Origin of the sequence: Polymorphospora sp. NPDC051019 (assembly GCF_040683055.1) — a bacterium.
GTDB classification, from domain to species: domain Bacteria; phylum Actinomycetota; class Actinomycetes; order Mycobacteriales; family Micromonosporaceae; genus Polymorphospora; species Polymorphospora lycopeni.
The window spans coordinates 113,855-131,306 of the sequence record NZ_JBFBCH010000017.1 but is presented as its reverse complement, the minus strand read 5'-3'; the positions used below and the strand labels follow the sequence as shown (position 1 = coordinate 131,306).

The following is a 17,452-nucleotide window of genomic DNA, read 5'->3' as shown; positions in this document are numbered from 1 at the left end:
ACCAATGAGTTGAATATACAGGTCACGGCAGTGCCGTCAAGCCGAACCTGGGGTTTTCCGCACCCACGCCGGTGTGGTCCGCCCATTCGCCCCGGGCGGTGGACCTCATGGTGGCGGGTCCGACCGGTTCACAGCTTCAGATCATGCTTCAGACCGCGGCGTCATCGCCCACCAACGACGAATCCGGTGGCCTGGTCGAGGTGATCCTGCCGCTCGCCGGGTTCACCGCGAGCAGGGCGACATGAGCCTGGCCGGCGCGATCCTCCGGACGACGCTCGGCTCGGTGGCGGGTTCGCACGAGCCGGTGTCGATCCGGGCTCAGCCGGCGGCCCGGCCCCGGATCCAGTAGAACCGCGTGAAGCGTTGCCGCCGGTCGAGCCCGAGCCGCTCGACGAAGACCGGACGCAGCGCCTTCACCAGGTTCTTCTCGCCGGCCGCCCAGGCGTAGACGCCGGCCGGTCCGGAGACGTCGTGGAGCACGAAGTCGAGGGTGAGGGTGGCGTCCGACCTGTCGATGCCGGCAAAGGTGCAGCCGCGCTGCACGAGCGTGCCATTCCGGTTCGGGATCCACAGTCGGAGCCACAGCGTGGGGAACGGCTCGACCACCTGGAGCTAGATCGAACTCCACCTGTGGGGTGCACCACACTCCAGGCGGCCGAAACATGTCACCCACATCGATGTACGGCCTGCTCCCGCCGCCCCTAACCTCGGCGCATGCCGCGCCCACCGGCCCGGCCCGGAACAGGAGGACCCGTGAAGTTCCTCGTCCGCGCCATCACCGCGGCCGCCACGGCGGCCCTGCTCACCGTCGTACCCACGACCGCCGCCCAGGCCGCCGACCCACCGACCAGACCGCCGGTGCCCGGCTCGCTGAACACCTACAACGTGTCGGCGGTCTACGTCGCCGGGGTCTCGGCCGGCGGCTACATGGCCACCCAACTGCACCTGGCCTACTCGGCCCGGATCAGGGGTGCGGCGATCTTCGCCGCCGGCCCCTACTACTGCGCCCAGTTCAACGCCGCCCAGGCCACGTACGGCTGCATGGACGACCTGTGGCCGACCAACCTGGCGGCGCTGAAGACGTATCCACCGCTGTGGGCCGCGTACGGGTGGATCGATCCGGTCACGAACCTGTCCGGCCGGCCCGTCTACGCCTTCCGCGGCACCGGCGACACGGTGGTGAAGAAGCCGGTCAACGACGCGCTGGTCAACTTCTACCAGCACTTCGGCGCCAGCGTGCAGTACGACACCGGATCGCCGGCCGGGCACGGATGGGTGACGCCGTACGGGACGGTCGGCTGTTCGGCCACCGCACAGCCGTACCTGAACGACTGCGGCACCGACCCGCAGAACGCCTTCCTGCGCAAACTGCTGGGCTCGGTCAGCCCGCGCAACACCGGCGCGCTCGGCGGGCAGCTCATCAGCTTCAACCAGAGCAGCTTCGCGGTGAACGGCTACGCGCCCGGGCTGAGCATGGGCTCGACCGGGTTCGCGTACGTGCCGGCGTCGTGCGCCGCCGGCCAGTCCTGCCGGCTGCTGGTCGCACTGCACGGCTGCAAGCAGGGGCACGCCGAGGTGGGCACGGCCTTCGTCGACCGGGCCAACCTCAACCAGTACGCCGACACCAACCGCCTGATCGTGCTGTACCCGCAGGCGGTCCCGTCGGCGGTCAACCCGAACGGCTGCTGGGACTGGTGGGGATACCTCGGCGCGACCAACTACGCGATCAAGGGCGGAGCCCAGTTGGAGACCATCATGAACATGGTCCGCCGGCTGGACGGCTGACCCGCTTCGCCCGCCGCCGGACGCCGGGCCGGATCGCGTAACGGCCTCAGCCTCGCCCGCCGGGCGGCGCGGGCGGCCAGGTGGCCGGCGCGGGTGGCGGCGCGGATGCCGAGGGTGGTGCCGGTCCGACGACCTTCGCCACTCCGACGCTGCCGGCCCGGCCGACGGAGGCGGCGCCGGTGGCGCGGCCGTTTCCGGGGCGCGCCGGGCGGACGTCCCGGTCGACCCGGGCGGCTTCGGGGCTCGCCGGGTCGATCCGGGACGCCCCCACGCTGGCCACTCCGACGCTGCCCGTGCCGGACCGGCTGGCCGACGCGAGTTGCGCCCGGCGGCTCCGGGACGGGCGGCGGGCGATCGCGTGGAAGGAGACCACGAACACGGTGGCGAGCACCATCCCCACGGCACCGACGATCAACTGGGTCCGCAGGATGTGGAAGCGGGAGGTGACGACGCCGGCGCCGCTGTCGAGCAACTGGGTGCCGATCGCCTCGCCCGGGCCGGGATCGTAGTCACGCTGCCGCTCGACCACCTCCTCGGCGATGAGCGCGGTGACCGTGTCGACGGTCACCGCCACCTGCTCGGGCGTCGGTGCCGCGACGTCGATGGTGAGCAGGCCGCTGCGGACGGTGTGCCCGACCTCGTAGTCCGGGACGCCACCGGCGGCCTCCACCCGCTGGCGGGCCTGCGGGGCGGTGACGGAAACCTGGACCGCCTGCGCCATGCCGACCTCGCCGAGGCTGAGCCACGGGTTGCGTTCCACGGGGGTGGCGCTCGCCGGGGTCGGCCGGCGGTCGTTGGGGTTCACGGTCGGCGGGATCAGCAGGACGGTGGCGGACGCCTTGTATTCGGGCTGCATGACGAATCCGACCGCCACCGCGGTCAGGATCGCGACGAGGACCGCCGGCACGGAGACGTACCAGCGGCGTACGGCCACCAGCAGGATCTCGAAGAGGTCGATCGCTGGCCCCCAACAATCCGTGCGCCGCCCTGGATGACGACCATCCTAAGGTCGGGAACTCTACTCTCTCGTAAGAAGACAGATGCGCCGGTCCCGACAGGCGGGCGGTGACGATCAGCACGGCACGGATCGGGGAACTCTCCTCTAACCGGAGAGTAGGGTCTGCTCGGGCTCTTCGCGTCGTTCACGATGGCCGCCGCCATCGCGATCGTCCACCCGGTACGCGGCCCACGGCACCACCGTCGAGATCACCGGACTGACCGGGTCGAGCGCCCGGACGCACGCCAATCTGGGCGGTCAACCGAAGGTCGGACACTGATGGACACTAGGTGACATGAGCGAGCGGAGTGAGGGAACCAGCCAGCTCAGTCACCGTCATGCGAACACCGAACGAAGTGAGGGGGGCGCGTGACCGAGCGGAGTGAGGGAACCAGCCAGCTCATGCAGATCGGCGAGGCCGCCGAGCGGGTCGGGTTGAGCATCCGCACCATCCGCCACTACGAGGAGGCCGGGCTGATCGTCCCGTCGGCCCGCAGCGACGGCGGGTTCCGCCTCTACACCCAGCCGGACCTCGACCGCCTCGCCGTGGTCAAGCGGATGAAGCCCCTCGGGTTCACCCTGGAGGAGATGCGCGACCTGCTCGACCTGCTCGACGCGCTGTCCGGCACCGACCCGGGCGACGAGCGGACCGCCCTGCTCGAACGGCTGGCGATGTTCCACCGGGCGGCGATGGCACGCGTGCAGGCGCTACGGGACCAACTCGCCACCGCCGAGGGCTTCGCCCGCCAGATGCAGGACCAGCTCGACATCCACCGGCGCTGACCGGGCGTAGGTCCGGCGCCCGCCGGGCGGGCTGCCGGGCGCCTCCCAGCGAAGCCGGCTAGGTTCATCCCATGGCGGAGTTGGTGTACCCGCCCGTCATCGCCACCGCAAAGGCGATGTTCCGGGTGTTGGACCTGCGGATCAGGGTAGAGGGCGAGCAGCACATCCCCCGGCAGGGCGGGGCGGTGATCGCGAGCAACCACGTCAGCTACCTGGACTTCATCTTCTGCGGTCTCGGCGCCCAACCGGCCCGCCGGCTGGTGCGGTTCATGGCCAAGAAGTCCGTGTTCGACCACCGGATATCCGGGCCGCTGATGCGTGGCATGCGGCACATCCCGGTCGACCGCAACGCGGGGATCGCCTCCTACCGTGAGGCGCTGGCCAAGTTGAAGGACGGCGAGGTGGTCGGCGTCTTCCCGGAGGCCACGATCAGCCGGTCGTTCACCGTCAAGGAGCTGAAGACCGGGGCCGCGCGGATGGCGCACAGTGCCAAGGTCCCGCTGATCCCGATGGCGATCTGGGGCACCCAGCGGCTGTGGACGAAGGGCCGGCCCCGTACCTTCACCCGCCACGTGCCGATCACGATCCTGATCGGCGAGCCGGTACCCACGCAGCGTGATCAGGAGGCGGTCACCGCCGAACTGCACACCGCGCTCTCCACGCTGGTCGACCGCGCCCAGCGTGACTATCCGGACCTGCCGTCCGGGCCCGAGGACGGCTGGTGGCAGCCGGCGCATCTGGGTGGCAGCGCCCCGACGCCGCAGGAGGCGGCGGCACTCGACGACGCGGCACCGGCCCGTTGACAGCCGTGGTGCCGCCGGCCGTCCGGCGGCACCACCTCCGTACGCTCAGTCGTCGCCCTCGGCGGTCCAGGCCAGCGCGGCGGCCCGGATCTCCTCGACCGGTATGTCGCGGTCGTGCCGGGCCACACACCACCGCAGCCCGAAGGGGCAGCGGAACACTCCCATCCGGTCGCCGGAGAACGCGTCGCCGACCGCCGACAGCGGGGTCGCCCCGGCGGACACCGCGCGGGCGAAGACGGTGTCCGGGTCCTCGACCCAGTACGTCAACGTGAAAGCGTTGCCCTGCTCCGGCGGTCCGACCAGGCCGAGGTCGGGCATCGGGGCACCCAACTGGAAGACCGAGTCGCCGAGCCGCACCTCCGCGTGGATGATCTCGCCGTCCGGTCCGTCGATCCTGGTCAGCACCTCCCCGCCGAGCACGTCGCGGTAGAAGTCGACGGCCCGGGCCGAGTCGTTGACGGTGACGTACGGCATCAGGCGTTGCGTGCCGGCCGGTGCCGGCCCACGAGCAGGGGTTTTGTTGTCGGTCATATGGTGCATGCTGCTCTGGTGGACCGGCCACCGCTTGGAAAAACGCGACACCTACCGGCGCCGACCGCGAGCCGCCACGGCCTGCTCGGCGTGCGCGCCCGGGACTTCGACCTCGACCGGGCGCCCGCCTCGGCCGACCTCGCGGGCCTCGTCGAGCGGCACTGGCTGGTCCGCTGGGACCTGCCCGAGGACCGGGAGGGCTCGGTCAGCCTGCTCCCCCACCCGTGCGTCAACCTGTTCGCCACCGGTGGACCGGTCGCCGTGGCCGGGGTCGGCGACACGGTGTTCACCTATCGCTACCGGGGGCGCGGCCACGTCTTCGGGGTGAAGTTCCGACCGGGCGGGTTCGCACCGTTCCTGGCCGGCCCGGTCGCCCGGCTCACCGGCCAGACCAGACCGCTCGCCGAGCTCTGGGGCGCGGCCGACGCCGCCCGGCTGGCCCACGAACTGGCGGCCGCCGGCCCGGATCTCGACACGCTGACGGCGATCGCCGAGCGCCACCTGCGGGCCCGCCGGCCCGCCCCGGATCCCGAGGTCGAGCGGGTCGGGCGGATCGTACGCACCCTGTTGCACGACCGGTCGGTGGTCCGGGTCGACGAGGTGGCGACCCGGTTCGGGCTGTCGTCCCGGTCGTTGCAGCGGCTCTTCCAGCGCCACGTCGGAGTCAGCCCGAAGTGGATACTCCGGCGCTACCGGCTGCACGAGGCGGCCGCCCGGCTGGCGGAGGACGGGCCGGCCAACTGGAGCGAGGTCGCCGCCGACCTGGGCTACTTCGACCAGTCGCACTTCATCCGCGACTTCAGCGCGGCGGTGGGGATGACCCCGGCCGCGTACGCCGACGCCTGCCGCCGCCACGTGCAGCCGGTGAGCGCCTGACCCGCGCCGTACCGGGGCGGGTGTGGCGCCAGCTCGCGTTACCGGCCGGTAGGGTCGGTGCACGCGTGGGAGGAGTGGTCGATGGCCGACGACAGGACGCTGGGCGGGAACCGGGCGGCGGGCCGTCCGGGGCTCGGGCTCGACGTGGCCGGCGGCACCGCGACGATCCGGATCGACAACCCGGCCAAGCGCAACGCGATGACCGTACGGATGTGGCGGGAGCTGCCGATGCTGCTCGACCGGCTCGCCGCCGACCCCCGGGTACGGGTGCTCGTGCTGACCGGGGCCGGCGACACGTTCTGCGCCGGCGCGGACATCGGCTCGCTCGACGAACTGCTCGGCGTCGGCGGCGACGGCGGGGACGGCCAGATCGCCGCGGTGGTCGCCGAAACGGCGCTGGCGGCGTTCCCGAAACCGACGATCGCCGAGATCCGTGGCCACTGCGTCGGCGGCGGCTGCCAGCTCGCCGTCGCCTGCGACCTACGGATCGCCGCCGACAGCACCCGGTTCGGGATACCACCGGCCCGGCTGGGCGTGGTCTACCCGCTGCCCACCACCCGCCGGCTGGTCGAACTGGTCGGGCCGGCCGCGGCGAAATACCTGCTCTACTCCGCCGAACTCGTCGACACCGCGCACGCGGCCCGGATCGGGCTGGTCGACGATGTGGTGCCCGCCGACGGGCTGGCCGACCGGGTACGCGCCCTCGCCGCGACGCTGGCCGAACGGTCCCTGCTCACCCAGTCCGCCGCGAAGGAGTACGTCGCCCTGGCGTCCGCGGCCCGGCACGGCGGCGCCGACCCGGGTGTCGGGCGGGCGGCGTACTGGGAGCGGGAGATGCGGACCGCCGGTGACCTGGCCGAGGGGGTCGCGGCGTTCCACGAGCGCCGCGCACCGAGGTTCACCTGGAACCCGCCCGGCCCCGGTCAGACGCCGGCCGGATAGGTCTCCAGTTCGCCGGGCACCATCCGGGCCGACAGCGGGTGCAACGGCGTGCTCTGGTCGCACCAGACGAAGGCGTCGTAGCGGTCGCCGAGCCGGGTCGGCACGTAGTTGCCCCAGCGTTCGACCTCCGGGTCGTAGACGACGCCGACCGCCCGGTGCTCGAACTCCGCGGCAAGCCAGGCCGGCCGATCCTCGCGCGGGAAGACCAGCAGGGCGCGTTCCGGAAGCACCGTGTGCAGCCGGTCCTCCAGCGAACCCGGGCGGGCCGGCGGCAACTCCATCACCTGTGCCGGCGCACCCCACTCACTGCCGGCGATCACCTCGCCCCGATAGCTTCCGAAGCCGACCAGGACCACGTCGTCGGGGCCGTACCGCTCCCGGGCCAGCTCGCCGATGTTGACCAGCCCGGACCGGGTCATGCTGGTCGCCCGGGCGTCCCCGACATGGGTGTTGTGCGCCCACACCACGGCCTTCGCACCGGTGCCGTAGAAGGTCAGCAGCCGGTCGAGGGTGTCGGCCATGTGGGTGTCGCGGACGTTCCACGAATCCGGGCCGCCCCGGACCATCGCCCGGTAGTAGCGCTCGGCCCCGGCGACCACCTCGCCGTTCTGCCAGGCCGAGAAGCGGTCGGCGCCGTCCCGGGCGGCGCGCGTCCGCAGTTGCGTGAGCATCCGGACGACCTCGCCCTGGCACTCGTCGTCGACCATCGCGTAGACCTGCGGATCGCCACCGAACGGCTCGAAGCAGCGGTACGCCTCCTCCGCCGCGCGGCGGGCCGGCGGGTCGTCCTGCCCCAGATGGTCGAGGATCGCGTGGATCGACTCCCAGAGGCTGTAGACGTCGAGACCGTGGAACCCGACCCGCTGCTCCGGCGACCGGTCGAGGTTCCACGCCCGCAGCCACCGGCAGAAGCGGGCCACCTCCGCGTTGGCCCACATCCAGGTCGGCCACCGCTCGAACCGCTGCAACGCGACCTGCGGGTCGGGGTCGGCGCCGGGTACGCCGGTGACCGAGCGGTGCACCCGGTCGCAGTCCGGCCAGTCTCCCTCGACGGCGACGAACGAGAACCCGTACTCGGTGACGAGCCGACGGGTGAGCTGCTCGCGCAGCCGGTAGTAGTCGTACGTGCCGTGGCTCGCCTCGCCGAGTTGCACGATCCGGGCGTCGCCGATCCGGGCGAGGAGGGGGTCGAAGTCGTCCGGGCCGGCCAGCCGGTGGGCGATCCGCCCCAACGTCCCACCCCAGCCGGCGTCGTTCTCGCCGAGGTTAGCGTCATACAAGGACATACCAACTCCTACCCACCCCTACCACCACCAAACCCCCACCCCCACCCCGCCCCGCCACCCCGCCGCTCGCCGCCCCGCCGCCGCCCCGCCCGCCGCTCGCCCGCCCGCCGCGTTGATCAAGGAGAAGTTGAGCGGCGATCCCGTACAAGACGGGCACGCTTTCTCCTTGATCAACGCGAAGGGGGCGGGGCGGGAGTGTGGGCGGGGGTTTGCGGGTACGGGGGTGGTCATGACCAGTCAGCAGCTTCCGTGGGAGGAACAGCTCAGCGGCCTGGACTATCCGGTGTCGAAGGAGGATCTGATCAGGCGGGCGCAGGAGAGCGGCGCGGACACCAAGACGATGCAGGCACTGCGCTCGCTGCCGGTCGACCGGTTCGGCTCCGCCGCCGAGGTCACCGGCGCGCTCGGCCCGCTCCGCTGACCCTGGCCGCCCACGGCCGGGACCGGGCCGTCAGCCGTTGAGGTACGCCAGCACGGCCAGCACCCGCCGGTTGTCGTCGTCCGACTGCGCCAGGTCGAGTTTGCCGAAGATGCTCGCGGTGTGTTTGCCGACCGCACTCTCGCTCAGGAACAGCCGCTGGGCGATGGCGCTGTTCGAGCGCCCCTCCGCCATCAGCTCCAGCACCTCGCGCTCACGTGGGGTCAGCCGGGCGAGCGGTCCGGCCCGGCCGGTGCCGGTGAGCAGCCGGGCGATGACGTCGGGATCCATCGCGGTGCCGCCGGCCGCGACCCGCCGTACGGCGTCGACGAACTGGTCGGCGTTGAAGACCCGGTCCTTGAGCAGGTAGCCGACCCCGCCCGACCCGTCGGCGAGCAACTCGCGGGCGTACAACTGCTCGACGTGCTGCGACAGCACCAGCACCGGCAGGCCCGGGATCTCCCGGCGGGCGGCCAGCGCGGCCTGTAGCCCCTCGTCGGTCTGGGTCGGCGGCAGCCGTACGTCGACGACCGCGACGTCGGGTCGCAGCCCGATCAGCGCCCGGTGCAGTTCCGGGCCGGTCTCGACGGCCGCGACGATCTCGAACCCGTGCGCGGTGAGCAGCCGCGACAACCCCTCTCTCAGCAGGTAGAGGTCCTCGGCGAGGACAACACGCACGGCAGCTCCAATACGACGGTCGTCGGACCGCCCGGCGGGCTGTCGACGGTCACGACGCCGTCGAATGTACCGAGCCGCCGTTCGATGCCGCGTAGCCCGGTGCCGCGGGTCGGGTCGGCGCCGCCGTGGCCGTCGTCGGTGACGACGATCCGCAGGGCGTCGTCGCGGTGGCCGATGTCGACGGCGATCCGGCCCGCCCCGGCGTGCCGCACCGCGTTGGTGATCAGCTCGCTGACCGCGAAGTAGGCCGCCGACTCCACCGGGGCCTCCGCGCGGCCCGGCAGGTCCACGGTCACCTCGACGGGTAGCGGACAGTCCAGGGCCAGCGCCCGTACGGCGTCGCCGAGGCCACGTTCGGCGAGCACCGGCGGGTGGATGCCGCGTACGAGGTCGCGCAGTTCGGTCAGGGCCCGGGCGGCGTTGTCGCGGGCTTCGGCGATCAGCTCGCGGGCGACGGCCGGGTCGCGTTCGACGAGTTGTTCGGCGGCGCCGAGGGTGAGGCCGAGGGCGACCAGCCGGGCCTGCGCGCCGTCGTGCAGGTCACGCTCGATGCGGCGCAGCTCGGCGGCCTGCACCTCGGTGGCGTCGGCCCGGGTCTCGGTGAGCCGCTGCACCCGCAGGGCGAGCTTGGCCCGTACGGTCGGTCCGAGCAGCAGCGCCGTCCAGCGGCCGTGCAGGCGCAGCAGCGACGGTGCGACGACCAGGCCGGCGACGGCCAGCGCCAGCCCGACCGGTACGGCGATCGCGCCGTTCCCGGCGACGTTGCCGTGCCAGGGTCCGAGGTCGTCGCCCCGCAGGCCGATGAGAACCGTGAACCGGGGCAGCGCCAGTCCCCAGATGCCGTAGCCGATCGCACCGAGCGGCACCGCCAGCAGTACTCCCCCGACCAGCGGGTCCAGCAGTTGCCAGATGATGTCCCGCCAGCTTGCCGGATCTCTGACCAGCCAGTCCATCCGCTGCGCGTAGGCCGCCATCCGGGGCGTCTCGTACAGGGACTTGCCGACCTGGTACAGCCCGTCGGGGCGACGCTGCAGGGGCGGCCGGGGCCGGTACGGCTCGGGCACCTCCACGCCGGACCAGCGGGCCATCCGGCGGCGGAGGTTGGTCAGCGGACGGGAGTGCTCGACGGCCGGCGGGAAGGCGACGATGAGGCCGAACCCGAAGGTGAGCACGACGGCCAGCGCACTCAGCACGGCGACCGGTACGACGAGCAGGGTCAGGCCGAGCAGGGCGAGCATCCGGACCAGCACCAGCAGCCGCAGGAGAATCCAGCGCTTGGCCGGGGTGAGGGTCGGCTCCACCGGGCGCAGCAGCAGCCGGGTCCAGCGGGCGTGCGCCGACAGCAGCGCCGGTGCGGCGGTGACGCCGGCTGTCACGGCGAGCAGGCCGAGCGGGACCGCCCACCAGCCGGTCCCGGCCGGACCGGTGACACCGGCGTACCCGAGCCACCCGCCGCCGGCGACCAGTGCGGCGGGCAGCAGGGCGAGAGGGCCGCCGACGACCGGTTCGAGGAACGTCCAGCGCAGGTCGCGCCAGGTGGCGGTGTCGCCGAGCACCCAGTCGATCCGGTCCATGTACGCCGGGAACCACGGGCTGCGGTAGAGCTGCCGGTCCCGCTCGTACAGCCCGTCCGGACCGGGCTGCGGCGGCTGCGGGCGCGGCCGGTACGGCGAGGAGATCTCGACGCCGGACCAGCGCCCGGCCAGCCGGCGGGCCAGGTTGGGCAGCCACCTGGCGACGACCAGCGGCCGGGGCAGCAGGAAGACCATGCCGAGGATGAACCCCGGCACGAAGAGCGCCATCTGCAGCGTGAACGAGGCGGCCGCGGCGACGGCGAGCCCGCCGAGGGCGAGCCCGCGTACGACGGCCCCCGTGTGCCGCCGGACCAGCTCGCCTGTCATGCCGCCCAGTCTGGCCGACCGGTGTTCGTGCCGGCATTGACCCTGCGCGCCTCCTTGGGGTGTGGCTAGCCCCACCCCGGTGACAGTCACGGCGAGCTTGGCGACCCCCATACATCGACAAGCCGTGATATGCGCCCGATTGGGTAGGTAAGAGTCTTTCCGCCCTCCCTGCGGGTCCGGTCAGGTCAGGGCGATCCCGGCCGGCTGACCTCCGTCGCCAGTCCCGGTCCCCGGACCGTCGGGTACGACCGACAGGCGCCCGGCCCGACGGGATGCTGAACCGTCACGGAGCGTCATGCCTGGCAGCCTTCCGTCACTCGCGTTCGACCGCGCGTACGGCATTCGACGGAGCACCTCGACCGGATGGCCGGTTCTGCTCGGTTACGGCCTCATTTCACGTAACCGCACTCCGTCTGGGGTGCGGACACAGTGCCGTATCAAGGCTGGACGGAACGTGTACCCCTCGCGGACACTATGCCCGCACTACTTCGGATAGTGATGACCGACGACGTGTGGGGGATTACGGTGAGCGAACCGATCCTGGTGGTCGACCTCGGCACGTCAGGCACCCGGGCCGCGCTCGTCGACGGCAATCAGGTCACCCTCGTCAAGGAACCCGGGGGCGGGTCGAGCTGGCCGTCCGCCATCTGCCTCGACGACGCCGGGCCGGTCGTCGGCACCGCCGCCGAGTTGTGCAAGCGCACCCTGCCCCGCCGCTACATCGAGGGGCCGCGCCGGGCGCTCGACGCCCAGGCCTCGATGCGGTTGGAGGACCGGGAGATCAGCGGGGTCGACGCGCTGACCCTGTTCGTGAGTGTCCTGCGCGCCGAGGCGGCGCGGCTGCTGGGTAGCCCGCCGTCCCGCCTCTCGCTCGCCGTGCCGGCCGACTACGAGCCGGGCGACCCCCGCCGCGACCTGATGATCGGGATCGGCGAGGCAGCCGGTTTCACCGACGTCGAGCTGCTGCCCGACGCGGTCGCCGCCGCACTCGACCCCGACGTCAGCGACAACCTTCCGGCCGGCGCGCTGGTGCTGGTCTGCGATCTCGGTACGAACTGGACGGTCGGCCTGGTCCAGGTCTACGGGAGCCACACCACCCTGCTGTCGCAACGCGGCAACGCCGCCGGCCACCACATCGACGCCCAACTGATCAACGATCTGCGGGAGCGGGCCCGGGACTGGCTCGAACCGCTGCTCGCCGCGCCCGGCGACCCCGGCCTGCGGGCCTACTACGAGATGATCGATTTCATCCGGCAGCTCAAGCACCAGCTCAGCGGCGGCGGCGAGGAGGTCGTCGACCACCTGACCGCGCTCAGCCCGCCGCACCGGCTCACCCGCGACCGGCTCACCGCGATCGCCACCCCGGCACTGCACTGGCTGGTGGAGAGCTGCCACGCGCTCGTCAGCGAGCGCGGGCTCACCCTGGCCGACGTCGCCGCCGTCGTACTCGCCGGTGGTGGCGCCCGGCTGCAAATGGTCGTACCCGGGATGCTCGACGGGCTGGGGTTCCGCGACGGCGCCACCGCCCACCCGTTACGCCGCTCCGGCGAGCCCGAACTGGCGGTGCTGCGCGGCGCGGCCCGCTACGCGGCCGGCGCGGCCGCCCGGGTCGTTCCCGCCGAGCGACCCCGCTGGCAGGTCGAACCACTCACGTGGGACATCCCCGGCGGCGTGGGACGGCTGCAGCGCTGGCTGGTCGCCGAGGGCGCGCCGTTCGCGGCCGGCGAGCCGGTCGCCCGGGTCCGCACCGCCGACGAGCGGGTCTTCGACCTCACCGTGGCCCGGTCCGGCACCCTGGTCTCGCACCGGTCCGCCGCGGGCGGACCCGTCGGCCCGGTCATGGTCGCCGGTGCCGCCCGCGACCGCGGGGGGATGCCGCTCGACGCGCCCAACCGCCGCCTGCACCTGGAGTCGCGAGGTCTCTGGCAACTGCACGCCGACCGGCAGTTGCTGGTGGAGTGCACCCGGGCCCCGTCGGTACGGCTACGTTCGCTGCTCGACGGGGCGGTGCTCGGCGACTTCCGCCCCGAGGCCGGCGTGGACGCGACCACCAGGGGCCGGGTGTTCGTCGACCCGGACGGGCGGTTCTGCCTCGTGGGCTGGGACGCCGACGGGTGGTTCTCGGTGTGGGAGGTGGAGACCGGCAAGCTCAACACCCGGTTCCGCGATCCCGGCGGGCCGTTCAAGGTCCTGGTCGACGAGACCGCGTGGCGGCTGGCCACCGAGGGCGGCAGCCGTGGGGTCGGGCTGCGCCGCCGCGCCGCGACAACGCTGTGGGACCTGCGCACCGGCAGCCGGCTCGAACGGCTGAGCGACGAGCACTGGCGCCGGCAGCATCCGGGCTTCGCCGAGCTCAGCGGCCGGGACGGTTTCGGCACGACGACCACCAGCCCCGACGGTCAGCTGAGGGCCGACGCCAGCCCCGCGCCGAACGGCGATCCGGTCGTCGCCGTACACGACACGACCACCGACCACGAACTGTTCCGCCTGCGCGGCAGCGCCGGCCACCAGGGCCGGGTCGGGTTCAGCGCCGACAGCCGCTATCTACTGGTCAACTGGGAGTCCGAGGAACGGAGCCTGGTCGATGTCTACGACGTCTGACAAGCCGGTGCTGATCATCGACATCGGCACCACCTCGTCGTCGGCCGTGGTGGTCCGCGGCGACTCGGTGTCCCTGGTGCCCGAGCCGGTGACCGGCCTGCGCAGCTGGCCCTCGGCCGTCTACTGGGACGGCGCGCAGATGCTCGTCGGCAGCCCCGCCGAGCAGCGCAAACGGTCCGATCCGACGGCCTACGCCACGGAGTTCAAGCGCGGCCTGGCGGCCGACACCCCCACCGTGCTCGGGCACCGGCGGTTCCGGCCGATCGAGCAGGTGGCGGCCGTGCTCGTGGCCCTGCGTACGGAGGCCGAACGGCTGCACGGCGGGCGGATCGAGCGGGCGGTGATCACCGTACCGGCCACCTATGCGCCGACCCCGCTCGATCCCACGGCAGCCGCCCCGGCCGACACCCGCCGGGCGCAGATGGTCGCCGCCGGTGAGGCGGCCGGCTTCGAAACCGTCGAACTGCTGCCCGAGCCGGTCGCGGCCGCCTTCGCCCCGGTCGCCGGGCCACCGCTGGGCAACGGCGACCTGGTACTCGTCTACGACCTCGGCGGCGGCACCTTCGACACCGCGCTGGTGCGGATCGACGAACGCCGGCACGAGGTGCTCGGGCACGCGGCCATCGACGACGGGGGCCGCGACATCGACGCCCTGCTGGCCGCCCAGATCCACAGCGACGGGCAGCAGTGGCTCGCTCCACTGTTGCGGGCCGCGGCGGCCAGCCCGTCGGCGCCCGCGACGCTGCGGCTGGGCATGGCGGTGACCGACTTCGCGCAGCGGATCAAGCACCGGCTCAGCGACACCGCCACGGTCGAGGACTACCTGCTGCCGGACGTGCCCGCCTACCGGCTGTCGCGCACCGAGCTGGCCACCCTGGCGGCGCCGCTGCTGAGCCGTACGACGCAGTGCTGCGCGGCCATGCTCGACCATTTGAACGTCGCGGCCCACCAGGTCGACGCGGTGTTGCTGGTCGGTGGCGGGTCGCGGATGCCGGCGGTCACCGAGACGGTACGGCGTGCCTTCGGCCGCCCGATCCGCACCGCCGACGACCCCGAACTGGCGACCGTGCTCGGTGCCGCCCGCTGGCTGGCCCGCAGCGGGCCGCGGACGCTGCCGGCGTGGTCGTCACCGGAACGGATCGCACCGCTGTCGTTCGGCATCCCCGGCGGCTCGACCCGGCTGCTGCGCTGGCTGGTCCGGCCCGGCGAGGTCTATTCGGCCGGCACCCGGCTGGCCCGTACCCGGCTGCCGAGCGGTGCCATCTGGGATCTGACCGCCGCCAACCCCGGCACCCTCGAACGCCTGCTCATCCAGCCGGGGACCGACGTGACCAGCCAGGACTGGCTGGCGCTGGCCCGGTACTGAGCCCCCCTGGCCAGCCCGATGGCCCGGTACTGAGCCCCCTGGCCGACACGGCCCGGGCACCGGCGGGGCGGACCCGGCCGGTGCTCGCCCGGTCGGCCGGAACCCTGGTCAGGCGGCCCGGCCGCAGCGGACCGGGTGGTGGGCGTCGCGGAGCGGGCCGGGCTGCCAGACCCGCTGGCCGGCCTTGTCCGACGTCACCTTCTCCGGTCCCGGCCGCTCGACGCCCGGCCGGCTGGCGGGCCGCTCGGTTCCTCGCGATTCGCCGCCCCACTGTCCGGCGGACGGCTGATCCGCCGCCGGTCGGGCCGAGCCGACGACCGGGATGACCCGGTTCACCCGGCTGACCCGCAGTACGCGCCGTACCAGCGGGGTCGGCCGGCACAGCACGAGTTGGGTGCCCCGGGCGCGCAGCCGCAGGTGCGCGGCGATCAGCGCACGGACCCCCGCCGCGGTGAGGAACTCGAGGCCGGACAGATCCACCCGGGCGGTCGTCGCGCCGGCCGGTAGCGACCACAGCAGCACCCGGAACTCGTCGACATTGGCGATGTCGATCTCCCCGACGACCCGCACCTCCAGCGTGTCACCGGCGGCGTCCACGGTCACGTCCAGACGGGTCGTCGACAGTGCCTGCACCCTGATCAGCTCCACGTACCGAGCCTAGGCACCCCCTCTGACATCCGCGACCTGCTGACAGCGGAGTCGGGCCTGCCCCTTCGGCGCAGACCGGGCCGTACGGAGTAGGCCCCGGGTAGGAGACCGACCCTGAGTGGCGTACGGGGGATGTCCCCCAGCCGCCGGTCAGCGGGCCGGGGCGACCGCCACCGTGCCGGCGCCGGACCGGGCCAGTTCGGCGGCGGCGAGTACGGCCACCACGTCGCGGCCGAACCGGACGTCGAGCAGCCCGCCCCGGGCCCCGGTGGCGATCTCGTCGAGCAGCAGGTCGACGGCGGTGGTGAGCGCCTCGACCGCGGTGGTCTCGCCGGGCGGCACGGTCGCCAGCCCCGCCGTCCCGTAGAAGGTGACCTCGTTCGTCCGGGCGGCGGGCGGGGCGTCGACGGTCAGTGACATGGTGCTGGCCGCGCCCCCGGCGTGCCGCAGCAGCAGGTGCACGGTGTGGTCCGGGGCGTCCATCGCGGCGACGTGGGTGACCGGCCCGAGCACCGGTACGACCACCGAGAGCAGGTGCGGCCCGACGTCCCACAGCCCGCCGTGCCGGCGCCGCCAGGTCGAGCCGAGGTGTGGACTGCCCGGCTCGAAGATCGACGCGAAGAGGATCGCCCGGGCGCCGGTCCAGCCGCCGGTGGTCACCGCCCCGTCGAGGAAGTCGACGACGGTGCCGCGAAAACGGTTGGTGAAGAAGACGACCGAGGCGACCCCGGTGCGCCGTACGGCGTCGACCACCCGGTCGGCCTCGGCGAGGTCGAGCGCGAGCGGCTTGTCGAGGAGCAGGTGCCTGCCGGCCTGCGCGGCCCGTACGGCGATCGGGGCCTGCACGTCGGGCGGCAGCGCGACGGCGACCGCGTCGACGTCGGCGATGAGTTCGTCGGCGTCGTGGTAGGGGCGGGCGCCGTAGCGGTCGGCGAGGTCGGCGGCCTTGGCCGGGTCGCGGCCGAAGACGCCGACGAGTTCGGCCCCCGGGTGCCCGACGATCGCGGGGGCGTGCGCGTTCGCCGCCCAGTTGCCGGTGCCGAACAGCCCGAACCGCAGTCCCATCCCGCCCCCTCCGGTCGCCTCGTCGCCGGTCAGTCTGCCCGACCGGCGGCCGGGGCCGTTCCGCGCCCCCGGCGCGGTCCCGTCACCGCCCGGTTGGCGGCCACGACGGCCAGCCCGATGAGATAGAAGGCGCCGCCGAACACCAGGGTGTTGACGGCGATCCCGCCGTAGCCCAGCTCGGTCACGTCGACGAACGGGTACGGGTAGGTCCCGACGACCAGGCCGCGGACCAGCGCGAAGGCCAGGTAGGCCAGCGGGTACGCCAGCCAGAGCAGCGCGTACCGGAAGCGGGCCCGGGACCGGTCGAGCAGCAGCCAGTCGAGGACCGCGAGGATCGGGGTCAGGGTGTGGGTGAGCTGGTTGCCGAGCTGGAGCAGCGCCGACGCGGCGGCGGCCTCGTCGGCCATGGAGAACTCGCCGGAGCCGTTCATCAGCACGAGGTGGTAGACCAGCCCGGTGATGACCATGTAGGTGGTGACCGCGCCCTTGACCACCGCCGGCGGCTGCCCGTCGCCCCCGGCGAGCAGGGCGGCGTACGCGGCGAAGCAGCCGAGCAGCAGGTTGCTCTGGATGGTGAAGTAGGGCAGCAGTCCGGGCAGGGTGTCGGCGCCGACCGCGGTCACCCCGACCCCGACCAGCACCGCCAGCACGGTCACGATCCGCAGGGCGACGGCCACCCGGCGACCACCATCGATCATGAGCGGAAGCTATCAGTCCCGACCGCCGCCACCCCGGACGACACTTGCCACTTTTGTCGGAATTCTCCCGCCCG

At 73.0% G+C, this 17,452-nt stretch carries 17 protein-coding genes; 8 read left to right on the top strand and 9 right to left on the bottom strand.

Going from position 1 to position 17,452, the window contains the following annotated elements; all coding sequences use genetic code 11:
* Window positions 1-318: 318 nt before the first annotated feature.
* On the bottom strand, window positions 319-606 hold the full coding sequence (locus tag AB0M79_RS26305; RefSeq protein ID WP_364218328.1) for an SIP domain-containing protein: 288 nt from the start codon (window positions 604-606) through the stop codon (window positions 319-321).
* A 147-nt stretch (window positions 607-753) separates the two neighbouring features.
* On the opposite strand from AB0M79_RS26305, the gene AB0M79_RS26300 reads away from it, so the two are divergent.
* The gene (locus tag AB0M79_RS26300) at window positions 754-1,785 is read left to right on the top strand and encodes a PHB depolymerase family esterase (protein ID WP_364218326.1); all 1,032 of its coding nucleotides are present in this window, start codon (window positions 754-756) and stop codon (window positions 1,783-1,785) included.
* 46 nt (window positions 1,786-1,831) lie between these two features.
* Here the strand turns inward: AB0M79_RS26300 and AB0M79_RS26295 are convergent, their stop codons facing one another.
* On the bottom strand, window positions 1,832-2,743 hold the full coding sequence (locus AB0M79_RS26295; protein ID WP_364218431.1) for a Wzz/FepE/Etk N-terminal domain-containing protein: 912 nt from the start codon (window positions 2,741-2,743) through the stop codon (window positions 1,832-1,834).
* Window positions 2,744-3,184: 441 nt separating this feature from the next.
* Here AB0M79_RS26295 and AB0M79_RS26290 point away from each other — a divergent pair, with 441 nt between their 5' ends.
* Together AB0M79_RS26290 and AB0M79_RS26285 are read left to right on the top strand one after the other, a co-directional pair.
* Window positions 3,185-3,565: a MerR family transcriptional regulator gene (locus tag AB0M79_RS26290; RefSeq protein ID WP_364218429.1), complete on the top strand. Its 381-nt coding sequence runs from the start codon at window positions 3,185-3,187 to the stop codon at window positions 3,563-3,565.
* Between the two features lie 71 nt (window positions 3,566-3,636).
* A complete protein-coding gene (locus tag AB0M79_RS26285) occupies window positions 3,637-4,368 on the top strand; it encodes a lysophospholipid acyltransferase family protein (protein ID WP_357533098.1) in 732 nt (243 codons plus the stop codon).
* Window positions 4,369-4,413: 45 nt separating this feature from the next.
* Here the strand turns inward: AB0M79_RS26285 and AB0M79_RS26280 are convergent, their stop codons facing one another.
* Entirely contained in the window at window positions 4,414-4,899 is a 486-nt protein-coding gene (locus tag AB0M79_RS26280) for a VOC family protein (RefSeq protein ID WP_364218324.1), read from the bottom strand.
* A 90-nt stretch (window positions 4,900-4,989) separates the two neighbouring features.
* Between AB0M79_RS26280 and AB0M79_RS26275 the strand changes: the two genes are divergently transcribed.
* Both AB0M79_RS26275 and AB0M79_RS26270 read left to right on the top strand, forming a co-directional pair.
* On the top strand, window positions 4,990-5,775 hold the full coding sequence (locus AB0M79_RS26275; RefSeq protein ID WP_364218322.1) for an AraC family transcriptional regulator: 786 nt from the start codon (window positions 4,990-4,992) through the stop codon (window positions 5,773-5,775).
* A gap of 81 nt (window positions 5,776-5,856) precedes the next feature.
* On the top strand, window positions 5,857-6,717 hold the full coding sequence (locus AB0M79_RS26270; protein ID WP_364218320.1) for an enoyl-CoA hydratase-related protein: 861 nt from the start codon (window positions 5,857-5,859) through the stop codon (window positions 6,715-6,717).
* Here AB0M79_RS26270 and AB0M79_RS26265 read toward each other — a convergent pair.
* A complete protein-coding gene (locus AB0M79_RS26265) occupies window positions 6,699-8,003 on the bottom strand; it encodes an erythromycin esterase family protein (RefSeq protein WP_364218318.1) in 1,305 nt (434 codons plus the stop codon). The genes AB0M79_RS26270 and AB0M79_RS26265 overlap by 19 nt on opposite strands.
* Before the next feature lie 229 nt (window positions 8,004-8,232).
* Between AB0M79_RS26265 and AB0M79_RS26260 the strand changes: the two genes are divergently transcribed.
* Complete coding sequence (locus tag AB0M79_RS26260; RefSeq protein ID WP_364218316.1) at window positions 8,233-8,424, top strand: DUF2795 domain-containing protein; 192 nt, start codon at window positions 8,233-8,235, stop codon at window positions 8,422-8,424.
* A 30-nt stretch (window positions 8,425-8,454) separates the two neighbouring features.
* Here AB0M79_RS26260 and AB0M79_RS26255 read toward each other — a convergent pair whose 3' ends face one another.
* Both AB0M79_RS26255 and AB0M79_RS26250 read right to left on the bottom strand, forming a co-directional pair.
* A complete protein-coding gene (locus AB0M79_RS26255; protein WP_364218314.1) occupies window positions 8,455-9,099 on the bottom strand; it encodes a response regulator transcription factor in 645 nt (214 codons plus the stop codon).
* Complete coding sequence (locus tag AB0M79_RS26250) at window positions 9,063-11,000, bottom strand: sensor domain-containing protein (RefSeq protein WP_364218312.1); 1,938 nt, start codon at window positions 10,998-11,000, stop codon at window positions 9,063-9,065. Before AB0M79_RS26250 ends, AB0M79_RS26255 begins: the two co-directional genes overlap by 37 nt.
* Window positions 11,001-11,525: 525 nt before the next feature.
* Between AB0M79_RS26250 and AB0M79_RS26245 the strand changes: the two genes are divergently transcribed.
* Together AB0M79_RS26245 and AB0M79_RS26240 are read left to right on the top strand one after the other, a co-directional pair.
* A complete protein-coding gene (locus AB0M79_RS26245; RefSeq protein ID WP_364218310.1) occupies window positions 11,526-13,601 on the top strand; it encodes an Hsp70 family protein in 2,076 nt (691 codons plus the stop codon).
* Complete coding sequence (locus AB0M79_RS26240) at window positions 13,585-14,967, top strand: Hsp70 family protein (RefSeq protein WP_364218308.1); 1,383 nt, start codon at window positions 13,585-13,587, stop codon at window positions 14,965-14,967. Before AB0M79_RS26245 ends, AB0M79_RS26240 begins: the two co-directional genes overlap by 17 nt.
* A 108-nt stretch (window positions 14,968-15,075) precedes the next feature.
* Here AB0M79_RS26240 and AB0M79_RS26235 read toward each other — a convergent pair whose 3' ends face one another.
* The 3 genes from AB0M79_RS26235 to AB0M79_RS26225 form a co-directional block, all read right to left on the bottom strand.
* Window positions 15,076-15,615: an STAS domain-containing protein gene (locus AB0M79_RS26235; RefSeq protein WP_364218306.1), complete on the bottom strand. Its 540-nt coding sequence runs from the start codon at window positions 15,613-15,615 to the stop codon at window positions 15,076-15,078.
* Between the two features lie 150 nt (window positions 15,616-15,765).
* Window positions 15,766-16,680, bottom strand: coding sequence for a Gfo/Idh/MocA family oxidoreductase (locus AB0M79_RS26230; RefSeq protein ID WP_364218304.1), 915 nt, complete (start codon window positions 16,678-16,680; stop codon window positions 15,766-15,768).
* Window positions 16,681-16,709: 29 nt separating this feature from the next.
* Window positions 16,710-17,378 carry a Pr6Pr family membrane protein gene (locus AB0M79_RS26225; protein WP_364218302.1) on the bottom strand — a complete coding sequence of 223 codons (669 nt, stop codon included), beginning with the start codon at window positions 17,376-17,378 and terminating at the stop codon, window positions 16,710-16,712.
* Window positions 17,379-17,452 lie beyond the last annotated feature (74 nt).

What these genes read in the sequence shown, in the direction of transcription:
- AB0M79_RS26280 (WP_364218324.1), bottom strand. Translation starts at nt 4,899, where the DNA reads ATGACCGACAACAAAACCCCTGCTCGTGGGCCGGCACCGGCCGGCACG.
- AB0M79_RS26290 (WP_364218429.1), top strand. Translation starts at nt 3,185, where the DNA reads ATGCAGATCGGCGAGGCCGCCGAGCGGGTCGGGTTGAGCATCCGCACC.
- AB0M79_RS26225 (WP_364218302.1), bottom strand. Translation starts at nt 17,378, where the DNA reads ATGATCGATGGTGGTCGCCGGGTGGCCGTCGCCCTGCGGATCGTGACC.
- AB0M79_RS26230 (WP_364218304.1), bottom strand. Translation starts at nt 16,680, where the DNA reads ATGGGACTGCGGTTCGGGCTGTTCGGCACCGGCAACTGGGCGGCGAAC.
- AB0M79_RS26260 (WP_364218316.1), top strand. Translation starts at nt 8,233, where the DNA reads ATGACCAGTCAGCAGCTTCCGTGGGAGGAACAGCTCAGCGGCCTGGAC.
- AB0M79_RS26250 (WP_364218312.1), bottom strand. Translation starts at nt 11,000, where the DNA reads ATGACAGGCGAGCTGGTCCGGCGGCACACGGGGGCCGTCGTACGCGGG.
- AB0M79_RS26285 (WP_357533098.1), top strand. Translation starts at nt 3,637, where the DNA reads ATGGCGGAGTTGGTGTACCCGCCCGTCATCGCCACCGCAAAGGCGATG.
- AB0M79_RS26270 (WP_364218320.1), top strand. Translation starts at nt 5,857, where the DNA reads ATGGCCGACGACAGGACGCTGGGCGGGAACCGGGCGGCGGGCCGTCCG.
- AB0M79_RS26265 (WP_364218318.1), bottom strand. Translation starts at nt 8,003, where the DNA reads ATGTCCTTGTATGACGCTAACCTCGGCGAGAACGACGCCGGCTGGGGT.
- AB0M79_RS26240 (WP_364218308.1), top strand. Translation starts at nt 13,585, where the DNA reads ATGTCTACGACGTCTGACAAGCCGGTGCTGATCATCGACATCGGCACC.